This is a genomic window from Variovorax paradoxus NBRC 15149, assembly GCF_001591365.1.
GTDB lineage: Bacteria > Pseudomonadota > Gammaproteobacteria > Burkholderiales > Burkholderiaceae_C > Variovorax > Variovorax paradoxus.
Map to the genome: position 1 here is coordinate 873,435 of NZ_BCUT01000002.1, position 12,795 is coordinate 886,229.

The 12,795-nt window shown below is 68.5% G+C and carries 11 protein-coding genes; 7 read left to right on the top strand and 4 right to left on the bottom strand.

All coding sequences use genetic code 11. The features are described from left to right. Positions 1-41 precede the first annotated feature (41 nt). Entirely contained in the window at positions 42-1,415 is a 1,374-nt protein-coding gene (locus VPA02S_RS18985) for a replication initiation protein (RefSeq protein ID WP_015866131.1), read from the bottom strand. Positions 1,416-1,997: 582 nt separating this feature from the next. Here VPA02S_RS18985 and VPA02S_RS18990 point away from each other — a divergent pair. Both VPA02S_RS18990 and VPA02S_RS18995 read left to right on the top strand, forming a co-directional pair. Next, on the top strand, positions 1,998-3,179 hold the full coding sequence (locus tag VPA02S_RS18990; RefSeq protein WP_230537868.1) for an AAA family ATPase: 1,182 nt from the start codon (positions 1,998-2,000) through the stop codon (positions 3,177-3,179). A 243-nt stretch (positions 3,180-3,422) separates the two neighbouring features. Then, positions 3,423-4,502, top strand: coding sequence for a ParB/RepB/Spo0J family partition protein (locus VPA02S_RS18995; RefSeq protein ID WP_015866133.1), 1,080 nt, complete (start codon positions 3,423-3,425; stop codon positions 4,500-4,502). Positions 4,503-4,696: 194 nt separating this feature from the next. On the opposite strand, the gene VPA02S_RS19000 is transcribed toward VPA02S_RS18995, so the two are convergent. Beyond that, positions 4,697-5,029: a hypothetical protein gene (locus VPA02S_RS19000; RefSeq protein ID WP_062365200.1), complete on the bottom strand. Its 333-nt coding sequence runs from the start codon at positions 5,027-5,029 to the stop codon at positions 4,697-4,699. Positions 5,030-5,419: 390 nt separating this feature from the next. Here VPA02S_RS19000 and VPA02S_RS19005 point away from each other — a divergent pair, with 390 nt between their 5' ends. The 4 genes from VPA02S_RS19005 (at position 5,420) to VPA02S_RS19020 (ending at position 9,571) form a co-directional block, all read left to right on the top strand. Further along, on the top strand, positions 5,420-5,701 hold the full coding sequence (locus tag VPA02S_RS19005) for a hypothetical protein (RefSeq protein WP_026284139.1): 282 nt from the start codon (positions 5,420-5,422) through the stop codon (positions 5,699-5,701). Then, the gene (locus VPA02S_RS19010; RefSeq protein ID WP_062365201.1) at positions 5,698-7,590 is read left to right on the top strand and encodes a site-specific integrase; all 1,893 of its coding nucleotides are present in this window, start codon (positions 5,698-5,700) and stop codon (positions 7,588-7,590) included. The genes VPA02S_RS19005 and VPA02S_RS19010 overlap by 4 nt, the downstream gene beginning before the upstream one ends. Before the next feature lie 108 nt (positions 7,591-7,698). Beyond that, positions 7,699-8,586, top strand: coding sequence for an amidohydrolase family protein (locus tag VPA02S_RS19015; RefSeq protein ID WP_062365202.1), 888 nt, complete (start codon positions 7,699-7,701; stop codon positions 8,584-8,586). A gap of 49 nt (positions 8,587-8,635) precedes the next feature. After that, positions 8,636-9,571, top strand: coding sequence for a LysR substrate-binding domain-containing protein (locus VPA02S_RS19020; RefSeq protein WP_015866138.1), 936 nt, complete (start codon positions 8,636-8,638; stop codon positions 9,569-9,571). Here the strand turns inward: VPA02S_RS19020 and VPA02S_RS19025 are convergent. Beyond that, positions 9,540-10,526: a tripartite tricarboxylate transporter substrate binding protein gene (locus tag VPA02S_RS19025; RefSeq protein WP_015866139.1), complete on the bottom strand. Its 987-nt coding sequence runs from the start codon at positions 10,524-10,526 to the stop codon at positions 9,540-9,542. The genes VPA02S_RS19020 and VPA02S_RS19025 overlap by 32 nt on opposite strands. A 202-nt stretch (positions 10,527-10,728) precedes the next feature. Here VPA02S_RS19025 and VPA02S_RS19030 point away from each other — a divergent pair, with 202 nt between their 5' ends. Continuing rightward, the gene (locus VPA02S_RS19030; RefSeq protein WP_062365203.1) at positions 10,729-11,808 is read left to right on the top strand and encodes a hypothetical protein; all 1,080 of its coding nucleotides are present in this window, start codon (positions 10,729-10,731) and stop codon (positions 11,806-11,808) included. A 17-nt stretch (positions 11,809-11,825) separates the two neighbouring features. Here the strand turns inward: VPA02S_RS19030 and VPA02S_RS19035 are convergent, their stop codons facing one another. Then, positions 11,826-12,761: a CsgG/HfaB family protein gene (locus tag VPA02S_RS19035; protein WP_015866141.1), complete on the bottom strand. Its 936-nt coding sequence runs from the start codon at positions 12,759-12,761 to the stop codon at positions 11,826-11,828. Positions 12,762-12,795: the final 34 nt, after the last annotated feature.

The window sequence follows — 12,795 nt, forward strand, 5'->3', positions numbered from 1 at the left end:
GAAGGTAGTAGCGCCCTCAACGAAGAGTATGCACTCACCTTCTAGATGCCCGCCACGCCGCGCTGGAGCGCAAAGTCCAGCAGCACGCGGTCGGAGGGCTCCTCGGGCCAGGTGTCCTCGGCCAGCCAGCGGAAGAAGGTGGTCGCGGCCACGCGGCTCGCCGGGCCGTCGCGCCGCCAAGCGCGCGCGATGGGGGCGGCCACCTGGTCGAGCCGCTCCGCCTCGAAGCGCGTGCGCACCTCGGCCTGCATCGGCTGCGGCATCTCGGCAAACACGGCGCGCGCCTGTCCCATGCGGTCGTTCTCCCAGAGCTCGCGGATGCGCCGCAGGCGGTCGGCCTCCGACAGCACCGCCACGGGTGGCGCCAGGGCCGGTGCCGGGCCGCTGCTGGGCGCCGGCTCCATCGCGGTCACGCCCGCGTAGCCCTTCTTCAGCGCATCCTTGAAATACGCGGCCGGCGACTTGAGCACCGGCATCGAGGCATTGCGCAGCCGCTGGTCCACATGGTCGAGCGTGGCGCGGATCTGCCCTTCGTCGGTGGTGGCGTAGAGATCCTGCGCCTCGTCCTGCTTCAGGCCCAGTGCGATCAGCCGGCCCACCAGCGCCAGGTCGAAGACGTTGCGGTTCGACGCGCTGATGTCGCCCAGGCGCTGCTGCACCTTGGGAACGACCCGGAACTGGATCTCCTCGATCTTGCGGCCGCGCTTGTGCTCGATCAGCTCGAGCCCGAAGTCCTCGCACAGCGCGTCGATCTCGGCCAGCGCCTTGCTGATGACGTCGCGCTTGAGGAAGCGGTAGTCGACCTCCTTGATGTCGCTGCGGCCCGTGAGCACCGCGGCCCACCAGACCACGTCCTCGCGCATCGACAGCCGCCCCGGCGAGGTCAGATAGCGCGCGCCGATCTCATACAGCACCGCGGCGGAATAGCTGCGCATCTGGCTGCTCATCTCGAGCAGCACGCGCGTGTACTGGTGCGGCTTGACCAGCCGCTCCTTGATCTCGTCCGGATAGCGCCAGGTCACCATGCAGGGGCGCCCCCTGCCCTGCTCCTCGATCGTGACCGTGCCCAGGAGCTGCGAGGACACCCAGCGCTTCAGGGAGCTGCTGCTGGTCGACCACTCGATGGTCGTGGCCTGCATGTCGCGCAGGTGCGACTTGAGCAGCTCGGTGTTGTTGGAGTTGAAGCGGGCGTCGCCGATCAGTTCGCTCAAGGTCAGCCGGTAGACCGGCTCGTCCACGCCCTGGCGCTGCGAGTGGTAGAGCAGCGCGTTGTAGATGCGCCGCGACAGCAGGGTGAGCCGGCCGCGCTTGGGGCGGATGGCGATGGCTTCGTTGGCCTTGGCAACGCTCTGCTCCTCCGCCGTGGGCGGCTGCCGCGGCGGAGACCGGGATTGTGAATTGTCTTCTTCGACCATGGTCCGCTACGGCAATCAGATGGTTTCACATCATGCCTTTGCATTGTGATTCAGTCAATTCACATTACGCCGGCCATGGTGCCTTGGTATGTTTGCAGATAAACACTTGGGGAATTGAAGAATTGGGATTCCACTTTCCTCCGTCGTGACAGTCACTTAGCTCCTCTCATGTGAGATCGGTTGGGATTGAATGTGAGATCGGATGGGATTTGGAGTGAGCCTTGTTGGGAGACAAGCGCCACTTTTGTGAGTCCGGATGGGTTCCAATGTGAGTGGATATGGGTTCCGGCCGTGGGCTGCGCCCCGGTTTGGGGTCCGCGGCGGCAGCCAGGCGCGCAAAAGGCCCGCGCAAGGCGCCCTGCCCCCGGTTTTCGGGTCCTGCGGCGCCTGGCATGCGAGGGGCTGGGGTCTTGGTCCCCAATCTTCCTCACAATACTTCGCGGCGCTGTAGCCGAGTTCTCCGCGAAACTTGTTCATTCGACAGATTCTCATAGAATTGCCGTATTCTGTCGAATAAGGCCAAACAAAATGTCCGTTCCTGTTCCTCTGGTCGGTGGAAACCTGGTTTCCAACGATGTCCAGGTGCCTCCTCGCCAAACCATCAACATGCAGAAGATCGCCGCGCTGGCGACCCGGGCCGGGTCGATGGTGGAGCAGATCCGGGGCATGCTGCTGGCGCCGGAAGCCCGCAAGATCCCGCCCACCTACTCCACCGCCCAATTGGCCGCGCTGTGCGGCGTCGACAAGGCGCATGTGGCCTACCGCATCACCAAGGAAGACCTGCCGGCCGGGCGGCTGACCCCTTCGGGCGGCAAGCGCACCTTCGAGCTGGACGAGCTGCGCCGCTGGACACGGACCTACCGCGCGGAGAAGATGCGGCCGGCCGGGCGCAAGGCCATCACCATCGCCGTGGGCAATTTCAAGGGCGGCGTGGCCAAGACCACCACGGCCATGGTGCTGGCGCAGGGGCTCAGCCTGCGCGGGCACCGCGTGCTCGCGATCGACACCGATCCACAGGGTTCGCTCACCACGCTGCATGGCCTGCTGCCCGAAGCCGAGGTGACCGAGGACATGACCATCGGTCCGCTGTGCGACGGCTCCGAGAACGACATCCGCTACGCCATCCGATCGACCTATTGGGATGGCATCGACCTGGTCGCGGCCGCGCCCTTCCTGTTCTCGGCCGAGTTCGCCCTCCCCGCGCGCCAGATGCAGCAGCCCGGCGCCAAGTTCTGGGACGTGCTGAACGAAGGCCTGGAGTCGGTTCGCGACCTGTACGACGTGATCGTGATCGACACGCCCCCTTCCCTTTCGTATGTCACGATCAATGCGCTTTGGGCGGCCAACGGCATCGTCGTTCCGGTGCCGCCCTCGGGCCTGGACTTTGCCTCGTCGGCGCAGTTCTGGTCGCTGCTCGCGGACCTGGGCGGCAATCTGGACGGCCAGAGCAAGGACCGCGAGGGCAAGGCCTTCGACTTCCTGCACGTGCTGCTGAGCCGCGTGGACGCGGCCGATCCGGCAATGCCCGCGGTGCGCCAGTGGATCCAGGCCACCTACGGCGAATACACGCTGCCGGTCGAGATCCCGAAGACCAGCGTGACCAGCAACAAGGCCGCGGAATTCGCCACGGTCTACGACGTGCAGAAATACGAAGGCGCCGCCAAGACCTACAAGCGCGCGGTAGACGCCTACGATTCCTTTGTCGAGCTTGTCGAGCAATCGGTGATCGGCGCCTGGACGGCACAAGGGAGGGCGCAGCAATGAGAATGCCGGCCATGCTTTCGGGAGCCCCTTGGTGTGGAAACCAGGTTTCCACCGGGCGGCTCGCCCTTGATGTATCCGGCATGACGCACGCCGTGGAAACCTGGTTTCCACGGCCGCGCTTGCCACAAGCCGGATGCGGCGCGGCAATGCCACAGTACCTGCCGAAGGTCGCGGGGCGGATCGGCAGAAGGCTCCGTTTCACGGCATCGAGCGCGGCCCAAGCCGCGCCAAGGAGTGTCCATCATGGCTAGCACCCGCAAGCGGCTGGAGGCGTTGACCGCCGGCCTGATGCTTCCCGAAGCGGCAAAGGATCCGGTCGATGCGCCGGCCCCGGCGGCTGCTCCCGCAGTGCCCCCGTCGGCATCGAACGCCGTGGAAACCAGGTTTCCACCGGCCGTCGGCGGCTCGCTCGCGCCGCGCACCGGCCCTGGCCAGATGATGGCTTTCCGCGGCCAGATCCAGCAGGTCGAAGGCGAGATGGCGGCGCTGCGCGAAAAGCTCAGCCAGTACGAAGGCTCGCTGCCGACGCGCAAGATGGACCCCAAGACCATCCATCCGAGCCGCTGGGCGAACCGCCACGACGCCTCGTTCACGAGCAGCGCCTTTGCGGGCCTCAAGGCGGACATCGAGCATGCCGGCGGCAACGTCCAGCCGATCCTGGTGCGGCCGCTCAAGGACGAGCCCGGCCAGTTCGAGATCGTCTTCGGCCACCGCCGGCACCGGGCCGCGCTGGAGCTTGGCATTCCGGTACTGGCGTCCATCTGGGTCGACGAACTCGGCGACGCGGCGCTCTTCGCGGCCATGGACCGGGAGAATCGCGAGCGCGCGGACCTGTCCAACTACGAACAGGGGCTGATGTACCAGCGCGCGCTCGAAGAACAGCTGTTCCCGACGCAGCGCCAACTGGCCGAAGCGCTCGGCGTGAGCCATACCTGGGTGCGCAAGGCGCTCATGGTGGCGCAATTGCCAACGGCCGTGGTGGAGTGCTTCCGCAGTCCCCTGGAGATCAGCTTCCGCCATGCCGAGCAGATCAATGCCGCTATGGAAAAGGACCGCCGCGGCGTGCTCAAGCGCGTGGAAAGGCTGCGGGGCCACAGCCTTGCGCCGGCCATGGTCGTCGCCCGGCTGCTCGACGCCAAGCCCGGTTTCGAACGCTCGGAAAAGCTCGACATCCTGTCCGCGGGGCAGAAGATCGGCACGCTGGTGCGCGCCAAGAGCGGGGAGATCACGATCACGATCGTGCCGGACGCAGCCACCGAGGCCAGCCAGGATGCGCTCGAGGCCGGCATCGCCGAGGCTTTGCGCAAGGCCCGCACGCTGTAGATTCGCCTGCCGGGGGGAGGGCGGCAGGGCCAATGTGAGAACCGTTGGGATTTGCTTGCGCCGCTCGTCCCAGGCATTTGGCAGGCGCAGCGGCACCCGGGCCGGCGTCCTGGCGCCGCCCCGGGGACAGGGCAGGGAAATAAAAAAAAGCCCGGCCTGCCTCGTGGGATCCGGGCTGGCCTGGTCTTGCGCGCCTAGGGCCGAACCACAATGGCCGGCGGCTGAATCACGATCGCGGGGGGCTGCACGACCACGCCCGGCGGCGGGCCTGCATAGACTGGCGCTTCGTACACGGGGGCGCGCGAGGCGTGGTCCTTGCACTTGCGCTTTTCCTTGTATTCGCCGTTCTTCTCCCACTTGCGCTCGACCTTGCACCGGCCGTCCCAGAACGCTTCCTTGTACTCGCGGCCGCCGTGCCGTCTTTTGCCGTGACCGCTCTCGTCCTTGTACGGGTCCGCGGCGGCGGGTGCCATGGCACCGGTGGCAAGCAAGGCGACCAGGGCCAGGGGGCGCAGAAGGGGATTCATGAAAGACCTCGAATGTGATTTGTTCCCATGGCCGCGCATCGTACTAGAGGCAACGCGGCCAGTGCCTCTATGGGTCGACGGGACAAGCCATGGGTCCTGCGGGACAGGGGGCCTGGAGGGACGGGTTTTCGAAGACCAGCGGCTGTTGCAGGGTTCCCACGGGTTCCTGTGGCGCTCGGCAGACGCCGAACAACCCGGATAAAATCCAATCAAATCAACAACTTAGGCGAAGGTGCTCGTGAAGATGCTTGGTTGCAACACAAAATGTGTATTGATGATTACTTCAGTTATCATCAAGCAATTCATGACAACGACCACCGCACCCCACGGCACGCAGGCCTTCGCCAGCACCCTGTTCGATCCCGCCCTACCGGCGAGATGGACCGCCGCATGAGTGCGACAGACATGCCTGCCGTTCCCACACCCTCCCAACTGTCCCACATCGATGACGACGAGCTCGCGCGCCTGGCGTCGACCTGGCGGGCCCTTGCGGGCCGCGGCGACCGCGAGGCCTTCGGCATCGCGCATGCGCTCGAGGTCGAGCAGCGCCGGCGCACGCGGGTGAGCCAGCTGCAGCAGCTGCCGGAGGATCCCGGGCCGGCGCCGCGCCCGTGGTGGAAGTTCTGGCAGTCGACGACGGCCGGCGAGCGGAACCCGACATCGGCCTCATGAAGGCCCTGATTCCGCGCAAGCTGCACCGCGGACATTTCGCGTTCATGCGGGCGCTGGCCCAGGGGCTCGACGAACGGGCCAGCTGGGACCGCTACCTGCGGCTCGAAGGCGAACACACCGACCTGCGGACCGTGCGCCGCACCATCGCCTGGATCCGCGACGAATTCGCGGCGGCCGCGCGGCGCGAGCACAAGCCAGGCACCGCCCGGCTGATCCTGCTCGACGCCGACCGCTTTTCCGCGGCGCCGGCGCTCCCGAGCCTGGCCGAGTTCGCCGTGGCGAACGGCCTGGAGGATTTCTCCGAGTCCGAACAGGTCGAGGCCTACGAGGCCGCCTACCCGGCCGCGGGCAAGGCAGGGCAGGGCGCCCGGCCCTCGCGGCGCGCGCGCGTGGTCGAGCGCCAGCTCGAAGCGCTGCGCTGGCTCGAGAACCTGGTCGCCCAGGACCCGCGGCCGCTCGACAGCGTGTCGGCCTGGCTCAATCCCTCGGTGGCAAGCCGCCTGGAACGCGCCGGCCTGCGCACGCTCCATGCGCTGGTCGAGCACATCAACGGCATCGGCTCGCGCTGGTGGGTGCATGTGCCGGGCGTGGGCGAACTCAAGGCGGCGCGCATCCTCGACTGGCTGCGCGCCAACGAACAGGTGCTGGGGCTGCGCATCGGCGCCCACGCGATGACCCCCCGGGCGCAGCTCGGCCCGCTGGCGCTGGCCGCGGTGGTGCCGGGCGGCACCGCACTCGTGCCTTATGAAAAGTTCGTGCTCCCCGCCGAGCTCGACGGCAGCGCAGGCAGCAACCGCGCGCCGCGCGGGCAGTGCCTGCTGATGGCCACCAACGACCACGAGGCCGTGGGCGCCTGGCTCAGCGCCAAGCGCGCGGGCGATGCCACCATCGACCTGTCGGCCACCCAGCGCGCCTACCGCAAGGAGGCCGAGCGCCTGCTGCTCTGGGCCGTGCTGGAGCGCGGGAAGGCGCTGTCGTCGCTCACCGTCGAGGATGCGATCGAATACCGCGACTTCCTGCTCGATCCGCCCGCCCACTGGTGCGGCGCGCGCCATCACCAGCGCTGGTCGCCGCTGTGGCGGCCGATGGAAGGGCCGCTCGCGCCCTCGGCGCTGCGCCAGGCCATTGCGATCCTGCGCAGCCTGCATGCGTTCCTGGTGAACCAGAACTATCTGGTGGGCAACCCCTTTGCCACGCTGGCGCCGCCCGCGAGCCTGCAGCAGCCGCTGGACTCCAGCCGCGCGCTGAGCTTCGCGCAGTGGGACCATGTCGACGCGCTGCTCCAGGCGCATGCCGACACCGAAGCCAGGCGCCGGCTGCGGCGCGGCATGCGCTGGCTCTATGCGACCGGCCTGCGGCTGGCCGAGATCACCAGCGCCAAGTGCGAGGACCTCGAGCAGATCGAATGCCGCACGGCCGACGGCGCCCCGGCCACCGGCTGGCAGCTGGTGGTGGCCGGCAAGGGCGGGCGCTGCCGCCGGGTGCCGGTGCCGCCGGCGCTGGTGGCCGAGCTGGAAGACGAACTCGCCCGCCACGGCTTCGAGCGGCAGGTCGGCGCCGTGAGCAACCGCGGCATCCATGTGCTGGCGCGCTTCGATGCCGAACTGCGCCGTCCGGCCGCCTGGTCGGCCTCGGGCCTGTACCAGGCGATCAAGGCCTTTGTCGCCCAAGCCGCGGCCGGCCTGCGCGGCGTCGAAGCCCAGCAGCTCAAAAAAGCGAGCACTCACTGGCTGCGACACTCGCATGGATCCCACGCGCTGCGCGGCAGGGAAGGGCAGGTGCCGGTGCCGATCCAGGTCGTGCAGAACAACCTCGGACATGCCTCGGTGGGGACCACGGCCATGTACCTGGCGACCGCGCAGCTGCAGGGCCATACCGAAATGCGCTAGCTGCTAGCGCGCCCGGGCGCTCGCTCGCGGGCCGCAATCTGCGCAAGATGCGAGCAATGCAAACACCGGTTCCCTGCCTTTCGCTCGCTGCCGCCACGGAGGCGCGCCATGCCCGCTAGCACCATGGACAAGGACTGGCTGCGCTTTCACCCGAACCCGTCGAAGCCGCGCTTCAGGCCGCCGCCGGGCGCGGTCGACGCGCACTGCCACGTCTTCGGCCCGGCGGCCGTGTTTCCCTATGCGCCCGAGCGCAAGTACACGCCCTGCGACGCATCGAAGGATCAGCTCTTCGCCTTGCGCGACCTGCTGGGCTTCGAGCGCAACGTGATCGTGCAGGCCACCTGCCACGGCAGCGATAACCGCGCGCTGCTCGATGCCATCGCACACTCGAACGGGCGCGCGCGCGGCGTGGCCTCGGTCGCGCCCAACGTGAGCGATGCCGAACTGCACCGGCTGCACGAGGCCGGCATCCGCGGCGTGCGCTTCAACTTCCTCAGGCGCCTGGCGGACTTCACGCCGCGCGAGGTGCTGATGGACATCGCCAAGCGCATCGCGCCGCTCGGCTGGCACGTGGTCGTGTACTTCGAGGCGCAGGACCTGCCCGAGCTCTGGGATTTCTTCACCCGCCTGCCGACGACCGTGGTGGTCGATCACATGGGCCGGCCCGACGTGAGCCAGCCGGTCGACGGGCCGCAGTTCGAGCGCTTCGTGCGGCTGATGCGCGAGCATCCGAACGTGTGGTCGAAGGTGAGCTGCCCCGAGCGCCTGTCGGTCTCCGGATCGCCGGCCTACGATGACGTCGTGCCGTTCGCGCAACGCCTGGTCGAGACCTTCCCGGACCGTGTGCTGTGGGGCACCGACTGGCCGCATCCCAACCTCAAGACGCACATGCCCGACGACGGCACGCTGGTCGACATGATTCCGCGCATCGCGCGCACCGCGCAGCTGCAGCAGCAGCTGCTCGTGGACAACCCGATGCGGCTCTACTGGGCCTGAGAGGCGGCAAGCGCTTGCTTCGCGTGAGCGGACCCCTAGACTCCAGCTCATGGACCTCAAGCAGCTGGAGTACTTCGTTCGCGTGGCCGAGCTGGGGAGCTTCACGCGCGCGTCGATCGTGATCGACGTGGCGCAGCCCGCGCTCAGCCGGCAGGTGCGCCAGCTCGAAGTGGAGCTGCGGCAGAACCTGCTGACGCGCAACGGCCGCGGCGTCACGCTCACCGATGCGGGCACGCTGCTGCTGGCGCATGCCAGGGGCATCCTGCACCAGATCGAGCGCGCCAAGGAAGACCTCGGCCGCATGCGCGGCGCGCTGGCCGGCCGCGTCACGGTGGGCCTGCCGCCGAGCATCGCCAAGCGCATTGCCGTGCCGCTGACCCGTGCCTTTCGCCAGCAGTTGCCCGATGCGCGCCTTGCCATCACCGAGGCGCTGTCGAGCGCCCTGCAGGAATCGGTGACCGCGGGCCGCATCGACCTGGCGCTGCTCTACAACCCCGCGCCCTCGGCCGACATCGACAGCGTGGTCATCCTCGAAGAAGACCTGTACCTGGTCGGACCGGCCACGCAGCCCGGCGGGGAGATCGCGCTGCGCGAGGTGGCCTCGCAGCCGCTCGTGATTCCGACCCAGCCCAATTCCATCCGCATGCTGGTCGAGGCGGAAATGGCCAACATCGGATGCCGCCCGGCCATCGCGATGGAGATCGACGGCGTGGCCGCCATTCTCGACCTGGTCATCGATGGCGTTGGCTCCGCGGTGCTGTCCGCGAACGCGGTGCTCACCGCGCCTCGGCCGGAGGCTTTCGGCATCCGGCGGATCGTGGATCCTCCGCTGCGCAGCCGGCTGGCGCTGGCCGTCAGTTCGCAGCGTCCGGCCACGCTGACCCAGCAGGCCGTTCTCGCGCTGGTGCGCGAGGTCGTGGATCAGACGATGAATGCTTCGCCGGCACCGGCGCTCACTGCTTCGGAATGCCGGCCAGGCGGATGACTTCCGACCAGCGCTGAATCTCGTCCTTCAGGAGGTCCGCCTGCTGCTGCGGCGTGCTGCCCTGCGCCTCGACGCCAAGCTGGCGCAGCCGTTCCTTGACTTCCGGCGTGGCGAGCGCCGCGTTGGCTTCCTTGCTGAGCCTCGCGATGACCGCGGGCGGCGTCTTCGCGGGCACGGCAAGCGCGTTCCATGACGAGACCTTGAAACCGGGCGCGCCGCTCTCCGCGACCGTCGGCGTGTCGGGCAGCGCGAACGAGCGCTTCGCGCCCATGACCGCGAGGGCGCGCAGCGACTTGCCGCTGATCTGCCCGAGGATCGGCGCGAGGATCTCGACGCCGGCGTCGACCTGCCCGCCGCGCAGCGCCGTGATCAGTGCGGGCGAGCCGTTGAACGGAATCACCTGCGCGTCGATGCCGGTGCTGCGCTTGAAGAGCTCGGCCGCCAGATGCTGCGTGCTGCCCACGTTGATGGTGCCGATGTTGACGGTGCCGGGATGCGCCTTCGCATGTGCCAGCAGCTCCTGCATCGTCCTGAACCGGGCGTCAGCGGCTGTCACCACGGCCATGTCGAAATAGCCGAGCGTCGACACCGGCGCGAAGTCGCGGACCGTGTCGAAAGGCAGGCGCTTGAACAGCCCCGCGCTCACGGCATTGCCGTTGGACATCAGCAGCATGGTGAGCCCGTCCGGCGCCGCCTTGGCCACCGCATCGGAGGCGACCACGCCGCCGGCGCCCGGCTTGTTGTCCACGATGATGCTCTGGCCCATGGATTCCGACATCTTTTGCGCGACGGTGCGCGCCGTGAGGTCGGCCACGCCGCCGGGGCCGAAGGGCACGACCAGGCGAATGGGCTTGGTCGACGACGGTTGCTGTTGCTGCTGCTGCGCGTTCGCGCCTGTGCAGAGCAACGAGAGTGCGGCCAGCGCGAGCGCCGAACGCCGGGTGCGAGTGCGCATATCCATTCCTTTGTCTCCGTCTTCTCTTTTGAAGCGCCGGCGGTGCGTGGGGCCTTGTGCCGGCGTGATGGACTATCGCCATTCCGGCGGCGGTCCGCTATCCGGCCCGGCCACTTTGAGATATGTCGCGGCGGCATATCCGGCGCCTTCCTCGCTAAGATGCGCGCGGAACCGCGTCGCCAATGCCACCGAGGACATTTCTTTGACCATCAACCTGCAAACGCTCAAGTGCGGTGAATGCGGCAGCGGGATGCTCCAGCGCTCGGGGCTCAACCAGTACGCCTGTGCGCATTGCGGCTCGGTGTCGATCGTCGAGGACAACGTCTCCGACCGGCTGGAGCGCGTGCTCGAGCAGGTCAAGGACGAGGCCGGACGAAGGCTGGCGGCCGAGCAGTCGGCGCGCGGCCGCAGCGCGGCCCGGTCGATGGGCATCGCCATTGCGGCGGTCGCGGTGCTGGTCGCCGGGGTCTTCGGCGTCATGGCCTATGTCGTGGACCGCAACCAGCCGGAGCGGGCCTCGATGCCGCGCACGATTCCGGGCGAGGGCCTCCGGCTCGAGGCACGCCAGGTACTGGCGGGCAGCGGCCCTCTGGCGCAGCCCTGGCTGCTGGTGACGGCGCGCAACGAGAGCGGTAGCGCGATCGAGCGGCCGAAGGTCAATGCGATCTTCTACGACCGCGACAGCCGCATCGGCGAACAGAGCGAATCGGTGCCGATCGGTACGCTGATGCCCGGTGAGACAGCGCCGGTGCTGATCAAGCTGCCGAGCGACCAGGCCGTCACGCGCTACGAGCTGCAGGCCGATGCGCTGTCGACGCCCTTCTGGACGACCGAGGGTCCGCCGCTGCAGTTCACGCGCGTGCGCCTGGTGCAGCAGGGGGACGAGGTGTGGCTGTTCGGCCGTCTCGCCAATGCACGCAAGGACGCCCTGGCGCTGACCATCGTCGAAGTGCTGGTCACGCTGTACGACGAGGCCGGAACGGTCATCGGCGTCGGGCGGGGCTTCTCGCAGGCCACCGAACTCCGGCCCGGCGAACGCACCGCCGCGGAAGTGCGCATCGAGCGCCTGGGCAATCGAAAGGTGCCGATCGCGGCATGGGACTACCGCATCGACTACAGCCTGACCGAAGGCGCGCAGCAGGCCAAGAAGCGCGTGCTCGCGAGCAGCAGCCGCGTGATCCGCACGGCCGGCGCGCCCGAGATGCTGCGTGCGTCGCAGCGCCTGAGCAGCGCGGACCTGCTGGCCGATGGCGGCGCCGAGCAGGTCGACAAGGCGCGCTGAGGTCGCCGCGGGCCGGGCTACTTTCTCCTGCGGCCCGATGACGCCGGCGGCGCCGAGGTCTGCGAAGGCGCCGCGCCGCCATCCACGCCGAGCCGGCCGCCGCCGCCCAGGCCCTGGCCGCGCACGGTCTGCGCCTTGTAGCTGCGCAGCGAACGCACCATCTGGTTGAAGGCGTCCATGAAGGCCGCGGCAATCACCTTGCCTTGCGGCGTGCGGGTGTAGCCGCCGATGTTGCCGCCGCCGCGCAGGCCGGTCAGCTCGCCGAGGCCCGCGAAGTCGGTCTTGGAGGCGCTGCCCTCCGATGCCGCGACCTGCACGCCCGAGCGGTTGTCGATGAGCGTCAGCAGCGCCGCGGCTTCCTTGGTCTGGAGGCTGGCACCCAGGCTCGCGATGGCGCGGCCGCGGCCACCGCCGACCAGCCCGCCGATGGTGCCGCCGAGTCCGCCCGCGTCGTTGTTGCTGAACACGATCTCGGGCGACAGGCCGTAGTCGGACGCCACCATCTGGCCGCGGCCGAAGTTGCTGCCGCCGCGCATTTCACCCGACTGCATGAGCGCGCGCTCGCGCGTCATCGCGTTCATGCCGGCCGCGCCGCGCTCGACCACCACGAAGCAATTGGACTGCTGCACCAGAAGGCGCAGCAGGTTGGCCGTGGGCGGCAGGCGGTACTCGCCGGTGAGGATGGTGTACCAGCCGGCATTGACGTTCTCGATCAGCGAGACGGTGCCGAGCGGCGAATCGCAGCGCTCGAGCGCGCTGCTCTCACCGGACGTGGCCGAGCCCGCGGCGCTGCCCGTGGCAACGGTCTTGGCCGACTGGCTGCCCATCTGCATGTCGAGCGCGGGCATGTTCTGGCAGCCGGCAAGCGCCAGCAGCGTTGCCGCTGCTGCCATGGCCATGGCCGGTCTCGAGAGCGCGCGCTGCTGGCGTGGCTTGCCTGTGGACTTCTTCATGCGATCCTCCCCCCAATTGGTTGCGAAAGGGCCG